This is a genomic window from Sorangium sp. So ce327, from assembly GCF_051530205.1.
Lineage (GTDB): Bacteria > Myxococcota_A > Polyangia > Polyangiales > Polyangiaceae > Sorangium > Sorangium cellulosum_B.
The window spans coordinates 12,679,817-12,694,623 of sequence record NZ_CP150330.1; the positions used below are offsets into that span (position 1 = coordinate 12,679,817).

15 protein-coding genes are annotated in these 14,807 nt (G+C 71.7%); 13 read left to right on the forward strand and 2 right to left on the reverse strand.

Annotated elements, in window-relative coordinates:
- Positions 1-98: 98 nt before the first annotated feature.
- The 5 genes from WME95_RS47495 to WME95_RS47515 all read left to right on the forward strand — a co-directional run bounded on the left by WME95_RS47495 (position 99) and on the right by WME95_RS47515 (position 5,299).
- Positions 99-2,081 carry an aconitase family protein gene (locus tag WME95_RS47495; protein WP_437905781.1) on the forward strand — a complete coding sequence of 661 codons (1,983 nt, stop codon included), beginning with the start codon at positions 99-101 and terminating at the stop codon, positions 2,079-2,081.
- Positions 2,082-2,215: 134 nt separating this feature from the next.
- Positions 2,216-2,446, forward strand: a complete 231-nt coding sequence (locus tag WME95_RS47500) for a TIGR04563 family protein (protein ID WP_012241296.1) — start codon at positions 2,216-2,218, stop codon at positions 2,444-2,446.
- A gap of 43 nt (positions 2,447-2,489) precedes the next feature.
- Positions 2,490-3,554: an alpha/beta fold hydrolase gene (locus WME95_RS47505; RefSeq protein WP_437905782.1), complete on the forward strand. Its 1,065-nt coding sequence runs from the start codon at positions 2,490-2,492 to the stop codon at positions 3,552-3,554.
- On the forward strand, positions 3,551-4,759 hold the full coding sequence (locus WME95_RS47510; RefSeq protein ID WP_437905783.1) for a hypothetical protein: 1,209 nt from the start codon (positions 3,551-3,553) through the stop codon (positions 4,757-4,759). The genes WME95_RS47505 and WME95_RS47510 overlap by 4 nt, the downstream gene beginning before the upstream one ends.
- A gap of 90 nt (positions 4,760-4,849) precedes the next feature.
- Positions 4,850-5,299, forward strand: a complete 450-nt coding sequence (locus tag WME95_RS47515; protein WP_437905784.1) for a YbjN domain-containing protein — start codon at positions 4,850-4,852, stop codon at positions 5,297-5,299.
- A 42-nt stretch (positions 5,300-5,341) separates the two neighbouring features.
- On the opposite strand, the gene WME95_RS47520 is transcribed toward WME95_RS47515, so the two are convergent.
- Positions 5,342-6,628 carry a formylglycine-generating enzyme family protein gene (locus WME95_RS47520; protein WP_437905785.1) on the reverse strand — a complete coding sequence of 429 codons (1,287 nt, stop codon included), beginning with the start codon at positions 6,626-6,628 and terminating at the stop codon, positions 5,342-5,344.
- 86 nt (positions 6,629-6,714) lie between these two features.
- Between WME95_RS47520 and WME95_RS47525 the strand changes: the two genes are divergently transcribed.
- From WME95_RS47525 to WME95_RS47540, 4 genes are all read left to right on the forward strand, one after another.
- Positions 6,715-6,978 carry a hypothetical protein gene (locus WME95_RS47525; RefSeq protein WP_437905786.1) on the forward strand — a complete coding sequence of 88 codons (264 nt, stop codon included), beginning with the start codon at positions 6,715-6,717 and terminating at the stop codon, positions 6,976-6,978.
- Positions 6,979-6,988: 10 nt separating this feature from the next.
- The gene (locus WME95_RS47530) at positions 6,989-7,951 is read left to right on the forward strand and encodes a prepilin peptidase (RefSeq protein ID WP_437911100.1); all 963 of its coding nucleotides are present in this window, start codon (positions 6,989-6,991) and stop codon (positions 7,949-7,951) included.
- Positions 7,948-8,307 carry a YXWGXW repeat-containing protein gene (locus tag WME95_RS47535; protein WP_437905787.1) on the forward strand — a complete coding sequence of 120 codons (360 nt, stop codon included), beginning with the start codon at positions 7,948-7,950 and terminating at the stop codon, positions 8,305-8,307. The genes WME95_RS47530 and WME95_RS47535 overlap by 4 nt, the downstream gene beginning before the upstream one ends.
- A 117-nt stretch (positions 8,308-8,424) precedes the next feature.
- On the forward strand, positions 8,425-9,120 hold the full coding sequence (locus tag WME95_RS47540; protein ID WP_437905788.1) for a hypothetical protein: 696 nt from the start codon (positions 8,425-8,427) through the stop codon (positions 9,118-9,120).
- Between the two features lie 23 nt (positions 9,121-9,143).
- Here WME95_RS47540 and WME95_RS47545 read toward each other — a convergent pair whose 3' ends face one another.
- Positions 9,144-11,114 carry a serine/threonine protein kinase gene (locus tag WME95_RS47545; protein ID WP_437905789.1) on the reverse strand — a complete coding sequence of 657 codons (1,971 nt, stop codon included), beginning with the start codon at positions 11,112-11,114 and terminating at the stop codon, positions 9,144-9,146.
- Positions 11,115-11,293: 179 nt separating this feature from the next.
- Between WME95_RS47545 and WME95_RS47550 the strand changes: the two genes are divergently transcribed.
- From WME95_RS47550 to WME95_RS47565, 4 genes are all read left to right on the forward strand, one after another.
- Positions 11,294-13,081: an AMP-dependent synthetase/ligase gene (locus tag WME95_RS47550; protein ID WP_437905790.1), complete on the forward strand. Its 1,788-nt coding sequence runs from the start codon at positions 11,294-11,296 to the stop codon at positions 13,079-13,081.
- 3 nt (positions 13,082-13,084) lie between these two features.
- Positions 13,085-13,798: an HAD family hydrolase gene (locus WME95_RS47555; protein ID WP_437905791.1), complete on the forward strand. Its 714-nt coding sequence runs from the start codon at positions 13,085-13,087 to the stop codon at positions 13,796-13,798.
- A 302-nt stretch (positions 13,799-14,100) separates the two neighbouring features.
- The gene (locus WME95_RS47560) at positions 14,101-14,310 is read left to right on the forward strand and encodes a hypothetical protein (RefSeq protein WP_012241308.1); all 210 of its coding nucleotides are present in this window, start codon (positions 14,101-14,103) and stop codon (positions 14,308-14,310) included.
- Positions 14,311-14,320: 10 nt separating this feature from the next.
- Positions 14,321-14,632, forward strand: coding sequence for a hypothetical protein (locus tag WME95_RS47565; RefSeq protein WP_437547565.1), 312 nt, complete (start codon positions 14,321-14,323; stop codon positions 14,630-14,632).
- Positions 14,633-14,807: the final 175 nt, after the last annotated feature.

A 14,807-nucleotide genomic window follows, 5' to 3' on the forward strand; every position in this document is an offset into this window, starting at 1 on the left:
CGCGCCGGCAAAGACCGCCGTTGGCGCCTCCGCCCAGAGCGACTAGGTGTGGAGAGGTCCCAGCGCGCGCCGCGCGTCCCGGGGCGTCCGAGGTGCAGATGCCGATCCCGCGCCGGAAGTCCGTTCAAGTCACCGGGAGGACCCTCTACCTGACCGAGGACCCGGCGCTCCTGAAGCAGCAGCTGGCGGGCGGCGAGCTTCGCTTCGAGCCCGAGCAGCACGCGCTGATCGACAACATCTCGACCGACGAGCTCACGCCGGGCTGGGTCTGTTACTACTACGACGAGACGCTCGCCCGTTACTGCCTGGTCGGTCTGCGCGGCGGGCACATCGAGCGCGACGCCATCAAGAACGGCGGCTTCGGCGTCATCGTCAGCGGGCGCTCGAAGGGGTGCGGCAGCTCGCGCGAGACGGCGCCGTACTCGGAGCGCGAGGCGGGGATCCAGATCGTCGTCGCGCGCAGCATCGAGAAGATCTACGGCCAGAACTGCCAGAACATCGGGCTGCTCACGACGACCGATTTCTCGCTCCTCGACCGGATCGCGCGGGGCGACGAGATCCCGATCGGCGAGTTCACCCGCGGGCTCGACCCGATCAGCGCCGACGTTGTCGAGTACGGTGGCCTCTTCGCCTACAACAAGGCGCGGATGGCCGGCGAGGTCTCGCCGCCCACCCTGGCCACGCCGCCTCGGCCGATGACGCTGTGCGAGAAGATCATCGCGGCGCACGCGATCGTGGACGCGCGGGCAGGGAAGGTCGGCGTCCCCGCGGTGAAGCCTGGAGACGCGCTCTTCGCCCGCATCGACGTGCGCTTCTCGCACGAGTACGTCACGCCGATGGCCGAGTCGCTCTTCCGGGCGGGCGTCGGGCCGGACGCGGTCGTGACCGAGCCGGAGAGCGTCTTCGCCTTCCGGGATCACCTGACGTTCCTCGATCGCGTGATGCCGGAGGCGCACCTCAGGCTCGGCTTGCGGGAGCAGGCGGCGTCGCTCGCGACGGTGCAGCAGGCCTTCACCGAGCGGCACGGGATCAAGCTGTACGGCGAGGTCGAGCGCGACGGCAGGACCGTGGGCTCGGAGGCCATCTGCCACAACAAGGTGATCGAGGAGCTCGCGCTGCCAGGGCAGATCGTGGCGGGGACCGACTCGCACACCTGCATGGCGGGGGCGCTCGGGTGCTTCGCGTTCGGCGTCGGCTCGACGGACATGGCGAACGCGTGGCTCACGCGCGACGTCCGCGTCGCGGTGCCGCAGTCGGTGCGCTTCAACCTGACGGGGCGTCTCGGGCCGGGGGTCACGGCGAAGGACGTGATGCTGTTCCTGCTCTCGCAGCCGTTCTGGAAGACGGGCCAGGGCATCGGCAAGGTGCTCGAGTTCGCGGGGGATGGCGTCCGCGCGATGGGGCTCGACGAGCGGGCGACGCTCACCAACATGGCGGTCGAGGCGGGCGGCTTCACGGGGATCATCGAGGCCGACGAGGAGATCGTGCGCTACCTCGTCGAGCAGCGCGGGCTCGCCGCGGAGGACGTGCGCGCGCGCATCGTGCGCGCGGATCCCGGCGCGGAGTACATGGCGACGTTCGACGTCGATCTCGCGTCGGTCGAGCCGATGGTCGCGACGCCGGGCGATCCGAGGAACGGCGTGCCCCTGCGGTCGCTCGATGAGGCCGCCGGCGGTCCGGTGAAGATCGACATCGCGTACGGAGGCTCGTGCACGGGCGGCAAGAAGGCCGACATGGACATGTACGCGTCCGTGCTGCGCCAGGCGGTCGAGCGGGGCAAGCGCGTCGCTGACGGCGTGCACCTCTACATCCAGTTCGGCTCGCAGGACATCCGCCGCTACGCCGAGGCCAAGGGCTACCTCGAGATCTTCGAGAAAGCCGGCGCCGAGCTCGTCGACCCCTCCTGCGGCGCGTGCATCAAGGCCGGTCCCGGTGTATCCGACCGCAAGGAACAGGTCACGGTCTCGGCCATCAACCGGAACTTCCCGGGGCGAAGCGGGCCCGGCCAGGTCTACCTGGCCAGTCCCCTCATCGTCGCGGCGAGCGCGATTGCGGGGAAGATCGCATTCCCGGAATCATGACGCAGAGCGCCTATCGCGGTAATACACACATAGTTGCCGCAATCGGCATCATGGAAAAACGAATGCTTTCCACGGAAGTGCACCGTACGCTAAGGTGCTCTTCTGTGGCGGATCGGGAGGAGCCCCTAGAGCGTATGACCGACAAGGACACGCTGGCGAAAAACAACGAAGCCTCGAAGACGGACAAGCGGAAGCAGAGCCTCTACTTTCCGGAGTCGATGCTGCAGGAAATCAAGGAGGAAGCGGCGCGGCTCGATCGCTCGCTTTCTTGGGTTGTGCAGCGCGCGTGGAAGCTGGCGCGGATAGACATCAAAAAGCTTCCGAGTGTCAATGACGTGGCTGACGACGAGGACAGCGGCGACTAACATCGCCGCGAGCCTCGCGTAAAGCCGCGTCGCTCGGGGATCGATGGGCCGAGAGCTTTTCGCCGCCGGGAAGGACGGTACGCGGATTTACGTCCGCTACCGGGAAGGTCCCGGCGGCAGCGGAAGCTTTGCCAGCGGGGTCGGGGCGGGCTCGGGACGCCTCACCGCGGTGCTCTGTGACGGCATCGCGTGCGACGGCTTCATCTGGAAGTACCTCTGGGACGACCTGGCCCGTACGGTCAACGTCGCCCACTGGAACTATCGCGGCCACGGTCGTAGCAGCTTGCCTTGTGATCCGCAGGCGGTCGAGCTGCGCGATCACGCCAGCGATCTGGCGGCTGTGCGCGCGTCGATCGGCGATGGCCCCGTGGTGCTCTTCGGGCACTCGATGGGCTGCCAGGTCGTCCTGGAGCACCTGCGGACCCACCGCGAGGGGGTGCGCGGGCTCGTGCTGATCTGCGGCTCGTCCGGCAGGATCACGCACCATTTCAAGGGCACGGACGTGCTCGCGCAGCTCCTGCCGCGGCTGATCGAGCAGGTCGACGCGTACCCGCACATCGCGCGCGCGCTCTGGAGCCGCGTGCCCGCGCCGATGGCGCTGCGGATCGCGCTGCTCACGCGGGAGGTCGACGCGAGCGCGGTCACGCCGGCGGATCTGCTGCCGTACATGCGGCACATGGTCGACATCGATTTCTCGATGTTCCTCCACATGCTGCGCAGCGCCGGCGAGCACTCGACGCTCGAGCTGCTCCCGCAGATCGACGTGCCCGCGCTCGTGATCGCGGGCGATCGCGACACGTTCACCCCGCCTCGGCTCGCAGAGGAGATGGCGGCGGCGCTGCCGCGCGGAGAGCTGATGATGGTGAGCGGCGGCACGCACGTCGTCCCGCTGGAGCGCAAGAAGATGGTCATCGAGCGCGTGGAGCAGTTCCTCCTGGAGCGCGTCATCGGCGGCGCGTCGCTCGGGGCGAGCGCGCGGGCGCCAGGCTCGCAGGCTGCGACGGATGACGGGCGCTCCCGGTCGCTGGCCGAAGAGGCGTCGTCGCAACGTCTAGCCGAGGGCGGGTCCTCGCCGGACCATCCGCGCGGGCTCTCGAAGGACGGATGAGCCGGTGCGCGCGCGACCTGCGCGCCCCCGGATCGGCGCGCGGACTGCTGCGGCGCCTCGGCGGCGTCGGGGCGCAGCGCATGCTCGTCGCGGCGGCGCTGCTCGCGGTCTCGTGCGCGCGACCATCGTCCGAACGCAGCGACGGGTCCGTCGGCGCGATCGCTGCGCTCGTCGACGAGGAGAGCGCGCCCGCGATCGGCGCGCCCACGGCGGGCTCGCCGGCCGATGCGCGCCCGGCAGGCGATGCGCGCCCGGCAGGCGATGCGCGCCCGCCGGCCGAGCAGCGCTCGCCTCCCGCGTCGAGCGCCTGGGCCGCGGGGGAATCGCGCGTCGCGCGCGCCCTCCAGCGCTCTCCCCTGCGCGCGCTGCGGCTCACGGGCAAGGTGGCGGACGGCCGGTTCGAGGCGACGCTCTCGCTGGGCGCGCCCGCGGAAGGAGCGGCCCCGCGCGAGGTGAAGGTGAAGCTCGCGCCGGCCCAGAAGAAGGCCCCGCTCGCGTTCCGGCGCCCGCTCGCGTTCTACCGCATGGCGAGGGCGCTCGGCGCGCATGTCGTGCCCGCCGCAGCGGCGCGACGCATCGGCATCGGCGAGCTCGCGGCGCTCGTCGGCAGGGAGCCGAACGCGCGCAAGCTGCTGCGTCGCCTCGCCGTCATGAACGACGGGACGGTCGACGCGCTGGTCCTCGCGCCGGCTCCCGGTCCGCCCGGCCCGCGCTGGCTCTCGCCTCGCCGGCGGTCCGTACGCTTCGACGACGCGCCCGAGCTCGACGTGTGGGCGCGCTGGGCTCGGTCGCCGTCGCCTGTGCGCGGCGAGCGCACGGTCATCCTCCGCGACTACCTGGAGGTGCTGGCGCTCGATTACCTGGCGGGCAACGGGCTCCGGAAGGAGATCGTCATCGACGTGCACGCGGGAGCGCTCAGCCTGGAGGCCAACGCGAGCGCCTTCCCGCTGCACGTGAAGGCGCACGAGCTCGATCGGCAGCTCGAGCGCCTCGTGGAAGCGGTGCGGTTTCCCCGGGCCCTTCGCGATGCGCTCGCGCGCTTCGGCCCCGAGGAGGCCGCCGCGGCGCTGCGCCCCGGCGGCATCGAGGAGGAGCTGGTGCCGCCGCGCGCGCTCGTCGAGCTCGAGGAGCGGAGGCAAGCGCTGCTCAGCCTGATCGCGGCGAAGCTCGCCGACCGGGGAGAGGACGCCGTCCTCAGCCTCTAGCGCCCCTCGCCGCTGTCGCTTGCCCCTGCGAGGGGGCTTCCAGCGCGCCGCATCTTGATCTCCGGCGGCGGCAGGGCGATCACGTCACCCGTGATCGACGTGGCGACCCTGCAGCGCTGGACGGAGGAGATCGGCTACAGCGCCGAGCTGACGAAGCCGTCGACCCTGCGCATCCGTCCGCGCGAGGAAGGGGTCGTCGAGCTCCCTCCGTTCTACGTCCAGTGCACCGAGAACTGGGTCGTGCTCTCGATGTTCGGCGTGCTCGATCTGCTCGACGCGCAATGCGACGCTGAGGGCGGCGCTGCGATGCCGCCCCTGGCCGAGGACACCGGCCAGGTGCTCGGCTTGCTCCGTCATCTGCTCGAGGCCAACCGCGACATGCGCGTCGCCAAGTTCGCCCTCGACGATCGGAACGAGATCCTGCTGTGCGCCGAGCTGCCCACCGAGTCGCTCGACCGCTCGGAGTTCGTCGACGCGGTCGAGCGGATCATCGAATACGGCACGACCTACCAGCACACCCTGCTCGGCGCCGACACCTGAGGCGCCGGGGCGCGCCGGTGTCCGGTCCGCGCCGCCGCGGGGTCACTTCTGCGTGATCACCACGCGGCTGTCGTCCCGGTAGGTGATGTTGCCGGACTCGCCGCGGCAGTCCCAGCAGGTCGCCCACGCGAGCCGTCGCCGCACGTAGCCGTTGAACCCGAGCGCGAGCGGCCCCGGGTCGTCCTTGAGCAGCAGCGACGACGCGATGCGATAGCGGTCTCCAGGGAGCTTCAGGAACGCGACGATGAACGCGTCGTCGTCGGCCTTTCCCGTCACGACGAGCACCTCCTCGCCCGGGACCGGGTTCCAGAGCAGCGGAGACGTCGTGAGCGTGGTGTTCGGGGGCGGGCCCGGCGCGGGCTGGCTCGCCGGAGCGCCGCTCGGCGAGAGCCGCGTCCGGCCCCGGCTGAGCACGGCGTTCGCGTCGTCGGGCTCCTTGAAGAAGGAGATCTGCCCGCCGAGGTCGCGCAGCTGCGGCACCGACGCGAGCAGCTCCGCGACCTGCTGCGGCCCGATCTCCGCGCGCCGGAACGTCTGCTGCCACTGCGGCGACGGGATCGACGCCGCGTTCGGCGCGCCGTGGCAGCACCGGAAGCCGATGTCGTCGCCCGACACCGCCGGATCGACCGCGGCGCGGCGCGCGCACCGGTGATCCACGGCGCTCGCGCTCGCCGTGGCCCCGCGCACGGCGGCGGCCCTGGGCTGGAGGTTCTCGATCGGCGCGATGTCGCTCGCGGTCCACTCGCGCAGCGCAGCGCCCATCCCGACGACGCCGAACCCGGACGCGCACGACGCGGGCGCCTTGGCGCACGCCGGGTCCCACGCCGCGCCGCCCGCGTAGGGCGTCCCCTCGGGGCCCTTGCACGCGCGCTCCCACTCGAGCTCGGTGCACAGCCTCCCGCCGGCCTGCTGGCAGAGCTCCGAGGCGCGCGCCCGCGTCACCCCGGTGAGCGGAGCCTGCGCAGGATCGTTCGGGTACAGGTGGCGATCGACGGTGAAGCCGCCCAGCTCGACGTCGAGCAACGCCGGCTCGAGCGTCGGATCGCGCCCCTTGTCCCCGGGCGTGCTGCCCGCGACGAGCTTTCCAGCAGGGATCTCGATCCGCGCGGGCCCGGCCGCCGCGGCGCCGGCCCGCGGCGCCGCGCTCGCGGCGGGCGACTCGTTCTCGGCCGCCTCGAGCACCTTCCCCTGGGGCGCGGGCGCCTGCGGGGCGCCTCCGTCCGCGCGCTTCTCCCCGGGCTCTCGCTGCTCGGCGCGGCTGCAGCCGGCCCCCCCGGCGATGCCGGCGGCCAGCAGGATCAGGGCAACGGCAGGCGTCCTCGTCGGCACGGTTCCTCGTGAGCGACTCGCCTTATGTCGCAGGACCCCTCGCCCGTCAAAGTGCCCGCGCTATGCTGGCCGGGATGGGGCAGGGCGTGAGCGGCGCACCGGATCCGATGGCCTCGCAGATGGCGCAGCTACTCGCTGGCAGCGATCTCGACGAGCTGCGCGAGATCGTGAAGCGGTGGGTCGCCGAGGCGCCGACCGAGGGTGTGCGCCGTCACTACCAGGAGCTCGGCGGCCGCCTCGTCGATCTCAAGGCGGCGCTCGCCGAGAACCCCGTGCAACCGACGATCGCGGAGCTCGAGCAGGCGCTCACGATGATGCTCCGGCTCGCCGCGTCGAGCCCGAGGACGTGAGCCCCAGGTGATGCTCGCCGATTTTCCCCCGTGGTTCCTGCGCGCCTTCGGGCTCTGCTTCGGCCTGCTCTGGGGGAGCTTCCTCAACGTCGTCATCCACCGCGTCCCGCGCGAGCTCAGCGTCGTCCGTCCGGGCTCGTGCTGCCCGGCGTGCGGCGCGCCGATCCGCGCCTACGACAACATCCCCGTCCTCAGCTACCTGCTGCTGCGCGGCCGCGCTCGCTGCTGCGGTGCGCCCGTGTCGCCGCGGTATCCCCTGGTGGAGGCGGCGGGCGGCTTGCTCTCGCTCGCGATCATCGAGGTCATCATCCTCCGGCTCCCCGGGACGACGCCGGCCCTCCACGCGCTCGCCACGTACACCGCCGGCCTGGCGCTCGCGCTCGGGCTGCTCGCGGCGACGTTCATCGACCTCGAGCACATGTTCATCCCCGACTCGATCACCATCGGCGGCGCGGTGCTCGGCGTCGCGACCGCGTCGCTGCGATCGATGGGCTTCGTCGACGCCCTCGTCGGCGCCGCGGTCGGCTTCGGCATCGTCTGGCTCCCGTTCGTCGTGATCTACCCGCGGATCCGCGGCGGCCGCGTCGGCATGGGCCTCGGCGACGCCAAGCTCCTCATGCTGGCAGGCGCGTGGTTCGGCTGGGGGGGCGCCCTGTTCGTGCTCGGCGCCGGCGCCATCCAGGGATCGATCATCGCGATCGCCATGCTGCTCCTGCGCGGGAGCATCGAGGAGCCCGAGGCGGTGCGCCTCGAGCGGGAGCAGATCCGCGCCGAGCTCGCGGCCATGTCCCCCGAGGAGCGGGCCGCCGCCGAGGAAGAGCTGGCGCAAGATCCGCTCGCGGAGGAGCCTCGCGAAGGGTTCGGTCAGGCCCGCATGGCGTTCGGCCCGTTCCTCGCGCTCGCGACGCTGGAGTGCTTGCTCGTCGGCCGCGACGTCCTGGACGCGTACCTCTCCTGGATCGACGCAGGATGAACGCCGCTCTGCGCCGCGCGCTCGGGATCCCGCTCGCGTCGCTCCTCGTGCTCGCGGGCTGCGGCGGCTCGCTCCCGCTGCCGCCGACCGGCCCTCACCTGCCGAGCGAGACGATGGTGGTCGTGCCGTACCCTCCGCCGCCTGCGCGGGTCGAGATCATCTCGCCGTCCGAGCGGCCGGGCGATGTGTGGATCGACGGCGAGTGGCAGTGGCGGAGCCGCCGCTGGGCGTGGCAGCAGGGACGATGGGAGCCCGTCCCGCCGGGCGCGTACTTCGCGCCTGCCACCACCGTGCGCCGCGCAGACGGATCCCTTGTGTGGTTCGCCGGCGTGTGGCACCTCCCCGGCAAGAAGTGATCGACACCGCGGCCGAGCGATGGGAATTCACGTCGTGCCGAGGTGCCCGCCGCCCGATCGGCATCGGCGAGCCAGCTCGGCGTGCCATCCCCAGCACGGATCGATGAGCCTTGCCCCATGATGCTTGCCTGGTCGTTCGCAGCGCGCACACCCGACGAAATCGCCCGACTCCTCCGCGCCCTTGGCAAGCACCGGTACGTGCGCGAGGTCGATCATCGGCTCCACTGGTCCGTCGATCACGCCCTGGCCGAGCTGCCGGAGTTCGCGCCGCACGCGTCGGCCTTCCAGGCGCGCCTCCGGAAGGAGCGCGCGCTCGATCTCGGCTCGCGCGACCCCTCGCTGTGGCGCGAGGCGAAGACCGAGGACGTGATCGCGGCCCTCACGGCGTTCTGGACCCCGGATGACGCGGCGCTGCGCTACCGGAGCCGCCTGATCGAGGCGCTCGCGCGGACGGGCCTCCCCGAGGCCACGCACGCGCCCTTCGCGTCGGCCCCGAACGAGCCCCCGCACCCGGAGCTCGTGATGCTCGACTGGGAGCTCTACCCCGTCGACGAGCTCGACGCCGACCGGCACGCCGGCGCGCTGGCCGCCATGGAAGAGGCCGAGGAGGCGGTCAACGCGTCGGCGCCGATCTACAACGAAGGGCCCGTCATGGCGGCGCCGGAGCTCTGCGAGGGAGCGCCCAACGGGGTGCTCGCGGACGACTTCCTCGTGTGGTCGGACGGGCCTTATAGCTACTCCGACTACGTGTTCCGCGGCGTCGCCAAGGCGGCGAAGCTCGTCGAGCCGCCGATCGGTTACCAGGATCTGTAACGGCCGCCCGCGGGCCCCGCGCGTCAGTAGGGATCGGGCTTCGGCGGCGGGACGGTCGGATCCGCCTCGACGGGGGGCTTGACGACCTTCGGGGTCGCCGTGGCCGCGGGGGCCGGCCCTCTCTGCGCGTGGGAGAGCGTCACCTCGAGCTCGATGTCCCGGTCGAACACGAGCATCCGTCGTTGCGCGGCGTGGCCTGGCGCGGAGACCTCGATCCGGTGCGCCGCGCCGTCCTTGATGAGCTTGCCGTCGAACGGGTTCGAGGGGAGCTCCACCCCGTCGACGAAGATCTTCGCGCTGGCGGGGCTCGCCTTGATCGATGCGCGGAGGAGCGACGCGTCGGTCTGCTCGCGTGGAGCGCTGCTCGCGGCGGATGGCGGCGAGGACTCCGGCGCGGGCAGCGCGCTCTGGGCCGGCGGCGGGGCCACGCGGAAGCTCTGCTGGACCGGATCGCGCAGCTTCAGGTACAGCGTCGCGGCGCCGACGAGCGCGATGACCGCCGCGAACGCGACGAGCGGCAACCGGGAGCGCCGCGGCGCCGGCGCGTGCTGAACGGCCGTGGCCGGCTCGGTCCGCACGACGGCGTGGAGCGTCGCTTGCGGAGGGCTCGAGCGGTGGAGGGGGCGCGTGGGCGCCGACGGCGAAGAGCCCGTGGTCGCGCCGTCCTCCTGCGCGGGAGGATCCGAGTCGAGGGGCTCGCGCCCTGGCAGCGACGGCAGCCTCGGCGCGCGGCCGGCGAGCCCCGCGCCCCCCGCCTCCGCGCCGTGCTCCTGCAGCTGCTTGAGCTGGCGATCGATGATCGCCCGGATCTCGGACCGCTCGCCGGCGAACAGCTCGCGCATCAGCGCGCCGAGCTGCTCGGCCGTCACCTGCTCTTCCAGGCGTTCCGTGTAGCGAGCGAGCTCCGCGCGGAAGGCGGCGGCCGTCGAATAGCGCTGGTCGGGCGAGTGCGCGAGCGCCTTGGCGCAGATGCGCGCGAGCTCGACGGGCACCTCGGGGCGCGCGGACCGCAGGTCCGGGATGTCCCGCATCAGGCGCGAGATGATCTGAGGATCGGACAGCCCACGCCAGAGGCGGCGGCCGGCGAGCATCTCCCAGAGGATGACGCCGGCCGAGAAGACGTCCGCGCGCCGATCGATCTGGGAAGAGTGCGAGAACGCCTGCTCCGGCGCCATGTACGCGACCTTGCCCTTCATCGTGCCGGTCTGCGTCTCGACGAGGCGGTGCGCGGCGAGCGCGATCCCGAAATCGACGATCTTCACCTGCCCGTCGTAGGTGACGAAGATGTTGTGGGGGCTGATGTCGCGGTGAACGACGTTGAGCGGCGCCCCATCGTAGTCGACGAGCTCGTGGGCGTAGTGGAGGCCGGCCAGCACCTCGCTGAGGATCCAGAACTGGACGGCGAACGGGATCGCCCGCGCTTGCTCTCGCGCGCGGGAGATCACACGGCTCAGCGGCTGCCCGTCGAGGTACTCCATGGCGATGAAGTACTCGCCGTCCGCGAGGCCGACCTCGTTGGTCTGCACCACGTTGCGGTGGTTCAGGCGGGCGGCGAGGCGGGCCTCGTCGAGCAGCATGTCCCGGAACTCGGGCTCGTCGGCGATGTTGGGCCGGAGGCGCTTGATGACCTGCAGCTTGCTGAAGCCCGCCGGCCCCACCGCGACCGCCAGGTGCACGTCCGCCATGCCCCCGTGCCCGAGCGTCGCGATGAACCGGTATTTTCCGAAGCTCCGCGCGTGCCGATCCGAGGGCGACGGCGGCGCGTCCGGCGGCGCATCCCGGCCGACCGTGGTCGGCGCGTCGCGATCCGCGCGCCGCACCTGGACGGTGGGCGGGGGCTCGGGCGCGGGGACGAGCCCCTGCCTGGAGACCAGGGTCCCGCCGTCGAGCGCTGCCCGCACGCGCTCCGGCGGGCCCGAGGCGGCGAGCTCGTTGCTGCGGGCGGAGTCCGCCGCCCAGTCAGCCTCTTCGATCGTCCCTTTGCGCTCGCCCACCGCCGAATGGTCCTGATCCAAAGACGTGCCGTCAAGCTGACGACAGCGTGGGCCAGCAACGCCGCGGCGTCTGCTGCTACTGTGCGGGGCGTCGCTCCCCCAGGCGCTCCCGGATCCCGGGAGGGTGCAGGAAAATTCGCCTGTGATTGCGGACCCTTGCCCGTGAACGAGGTAGCCCGATGCCCTGTGACTCGATACCGCGGCGCCTGCTAGGCCAGGCGAAGGCGCGTCCCGAGGCTCCTGCCCACTACGTCAAGGAGGGGGGCTTCTGGAGGATGACCAGCTTCCGGGAGTACGCGGGCGAGGTGCGGCGCGCCGGCAAGGCGCTCCTCGCGCTCGGCCTCGAGCCTGGCGCCACGGTCAGCCTCCTCGGCTTCAACCGGCCCGAGTGGGTGGTGCTCCACGTGGCCTGCATGGCGATCGGGGGCGCTCCCGCGGGCATCTACACGACGTGCTCGCCCGAGGAGGTGCGCCACGTCGTGCGCCATGCGGGGTCGCAGGTGGTGCTGGTCGAGGACAGGGCGCAGCTGGAGAAGGTGCTGTGCCAGTGGGATCGGCTGCCGCAGCTCTCGTGGGTGGTGCTGATGCGGGGCGCGGAGTTCGCGCGCGATCCGCGCGATCCGCGGATCCTGGCCTGGGATGAGTTCCTCGCGCGGGGCGACCGCGTCTCGGACGAGCTGCTCGATCAGCGGCTCGACGCGCTCGAGCCGAACGGCCTCGCCACGCTGCTCTACACCTCCGGGACGGTGGGGCCGCCGAAGGGGGTCATGCTGAGCCATGAGAACCTCACGCGCTCGGCGGACATGGGGGCGCGCCTCATCCCGTGCTCGTCCCGGGACATCACGCTCTCTTACCTGCCTCTTTCGCACGTCGCCGAGCAGATGTTCACGATCCACATCCCGGCCTCGGTCGGCGCGGCCGTGTACTTCGCCGAGTCGATGGCGGCGCTCGCCGACAACCTCAAGGAGGTGCGGCCTACCGCCTTCTTCGGGGTCCCGCGCGTCTGGGAGAAGCTGAGGGACGGGATCGACGCCAAGCTCTCCGGCGCGAAGGGGTTGCAGAAGATCATGCTCGATCAGGCGAGGCGCGTAGGGCTCCAGCACAGCGAGCTCCGCGCCCGAGGCGAGCCGCCGGGGCCGCTGCTCGCGCTTCAGCACCGCGCCTTCGACACGCTGGTCTACGCGAAGGTGAAGGCGGCGGTGGGGCTCGGCCGGGCGCACGCGTTCAGCAGCGGCGCGGCCCCCATCGCGAAGGAGGTCCTCGAGTTCTTCGCGTCGCTCGACATCCTGATCACCGAGGTCTACGGCCAGTCCGAGGTGACCGGCGCGACGAGCTACAACATGCCGGGCCGGACGAAGCTCGGCTCCGTGGGGCCGTCGGTGCCAGGCATGGACGTGAAGATCGCGGACGACGGCGAGATCCTCGTCAAGGGGCCGACCGTGTTCCTCGGCTACTACAAGGAGCCAGAGGCGACCGCGCAGGCCCTGGTCGACGGCTGGCTCCACTCGGGGGATCTCGGCCGATTCGACGAGGAAGGGTTCCTCCACATCACCGGGCGGAAGAAGGAGATCCTCATCACGGCCGGCGGAAAGAACATCTCGCCCAAGAACATCGAGGAGGCGCTCAAGCGCCACGACCTCATCGCCGAGGCGGTGGTCGTCGGCGATGGGCGCAAGTTCCTCACGGCCCTGCTCGTGCTGGCCCCCGACGCGGTGAAGCGCCTCTCGGCCGAGCGCGGGCTCGGCCGCGATCTCTCGCACGCGTCGCCCGAGATCAGGGAGGCCGTGCAGCGGGCCGTCGACGAGGTGAACGGCGAGCTCGCGCAGGTCGAGACGATCAAGAAGTTCTCGATCCTGCCGCGCGGCTTCACCATCGAGGACGGCGAGCTGACGCCGACGCTCAAGATCAAGCGGCGCAATGTGAGCCAGAATTTTGCGCGCGAGATCGAGGCGATGTACGCCGAGTAATTCATGCGCAACGAGCCTGCTACAGCCGTCTCCTTCGACTTCGGCCAGACCCTGGTGGAGCTCGACACGGGGCTGCTCTCCGCCCGCCTCGCCGAGCGGGGCATCGCCGCGCCTCGGGAGCGGCTGGACGGGGCGGTGGACGAGGGCTGGCGCGCGTACAACGAGGCGATCCAGCGCGGGCTCGGCGGCCACCCGTGGAAGATCATGATGCGCCGCCTGCTCGAGGCGGGCGGCGTCGAGGCCAGCGCGCTCGACGCGGCGGTGGACTGGCTCTGGACGGAGCAGCCCCGGAAGAACCTCTGGCGCCGGCCGATCGCGGGGATGATCGACGTCGTGATCGAGCTCCGGCAGGCCGGCGTGCCGGTCGCGGTGCTGTCGAACTCGGAGGGCCGGCTCGAGGAGCTGATCGAAGAGCTCGGCTGGTCGGCGCACTTCGTGGCGGTGGCGGACTCGGGGCGGCTCGGGTTCGAGAAGCCGGGCAGGGAGATCTTCGCGTGGACGGCCGAGCGCCTCGGTGCGCCGCTCGCCGCGGTGGTCCACGTCGGCGATTCCTTCGCCGCCGACGTCGGCGGCGCCCTCGCGGCAGGGATGCGGGCCGTCTGGTTCAAGGGGGACCCGACGAGGGCCGCGGAGGTGTCCCAGGCCGAGCGAGTGGCGGTGTGCGACGGCGCGGAGGCGCTGCGCGGCGCGCTCCGGGCGTTCGGCGTTCGCTTCTAGCGCGCGCTGCGCTGCGCGCGGTCGTGCGGCCAGCGATCTCCAGGAGCCCGTCACCTGGCGAGCGCGGCCCGCAAACGCGGCGCTCGCGCGCGCGAGGTCGCGAGCTCCACACGCGCGTCGCGCGCTCGCCCTTCCGTCCGTGAGCACGAACGTCCCGGAAGGCGCTCCGCCCCGCGCTCGTCGCGCGCGCTTCTCCGCTGGCGCTCCTCGTCCTGCTGCCCCGCGCCGGTGGGTCGGTCTCCGGATCGTGCAGCCGATGCACGTCGCGCGGTGGTTCGGGCATTGCTGGAGACCGGTTCACGATGATCGCCAACGATGCAGACATCGAACAAGAGTCCGGACGCCGGGAGCGGCGAGCGAACGTTCCCGCCGCCGTCCCTCGCCTCTTCGGCGAGGTCCGCCGCGCGGACGAGCGGCTCGTCTCGCTCGTGCAAGAGCGCCCCGTGGCCACGCTCCTCGCGGTGGCCGCCGTGGGCTACCTGATCGGGCGGGTCGTTACACGGTTGAGTTGAGGAGGTCATCATGACGGCACGTGAGGTCGAGGCCGAAGGGGAGCGCGACGCGCGAGAGGTGGTGAACGACGCGCTCAGCCGGCTCGACGCGGCGGAGGTCAAGCGGGCGGTCTCGGCGTTCGCGCGGGACAACCCGCACGTGGCGATCGCAGCGGCGGCTGGGCTGGGGTTCCTGCTCGGCGGGGGCCTGACGCCGCGCGTGCTCAGCAGGCTCGGGTCGCTCGCGACGCGCAGCTACGTCAAGAGCGCGTTGGCCCAGGCGGTCGAGCTCGTCCTCGATGAGCAGACGCGGTCCCAGAGCCATCTCGGCTCGTCGCCCTGATCCAGCAGGCACCTGCTGCGCGTCACCTTGGCTGAAGGTGGGGTCGTTTGAACCGCCAAGCCCTCAAGGACGCCAAGTCTCTTTGAGGTTTTCTCCGCGCCCTTGGCGGATTGGAGGCTTCATCACGGGCGGGTCCACACGTGGATCGCGGCTCGCCGTCGCTCGTTCGCAAGAT

Coding starts and splice junctions, on each gene's coding strand:
- WME95_RS47530 (WP_437911100.1), top strand. CDS start 6,989: ATGCTCGCCGATTTTCCCCCGTGGTTCCTGCGCGCCTTCGGGCTCTGC.
- WME95_RS47540 (WP_437905788.1), top strand. CDS start 8,425: ATGATGCTTGCCTGGTCGTTCGCAGCGCGCACACCCGACGAAATCGCC.
- WME95_RS47555 (WP_437905791.1), top strand. CDS start 13,085: ATGCGCAACGAGCCTGCTACAGCCGTCTCCTTCGACTTCGGCCAGACC.
- WME95_RS47560 (WP_012241308.1), top strand. CDS start 14,101: ATGATCGCCAACGATGCAGACATCGAACAAGAGTCCGGACGCCGGGAG.
- WME95_RS47495 (WP_437905781.1), top strand. CDS start 99: ATGCCGATCCCGCGCCGGAAGTCCGTTCAAGTCACCGGGAGGACCCTC.
- WME95_RS47550 (WP_437905790.1), top strand. CDS start 11,294: ATGCCCTGTGACTCGATACCGCGGCGCCTGCTAGGCCAGGCGAAGGCG.
- WME95_RS47535 (WP_437905787.1), top strand. CDS start 7,948: ATGAACGCCGCTCTGCGCCGCGCGCTCGGGATCCCGCTCGCGTCGCTC.
- WME95_RS47500 (WP_012241296.1), top strand. CDS start 2,216: ATGACCGACAAGGACACGCTGGCGAAAAACAACGAAGCCTCGAAGACG.
- WME95_RS47505 (WP_437905782.1), top strand. CDS start 2,490: ATGGGCCGAGAGCTTTTCGCCGCCGGGAAGGACGGTACGCGGATTTAC.
- WME95_RS47565 (WP_437547565.1), top strand. CDS start 14,321: ATGACGGCACGTGAGGTCGAGGCCGAAGGGGAGCGCGACGCGCGAGAG.
- WME95_RS47510 (WP_437905783.1), top strand. CDS start 3,551: ATGAGCCGGTGCGCGCGCGACCTGCGCGCCCCCGGATCGGCGCGCGGA.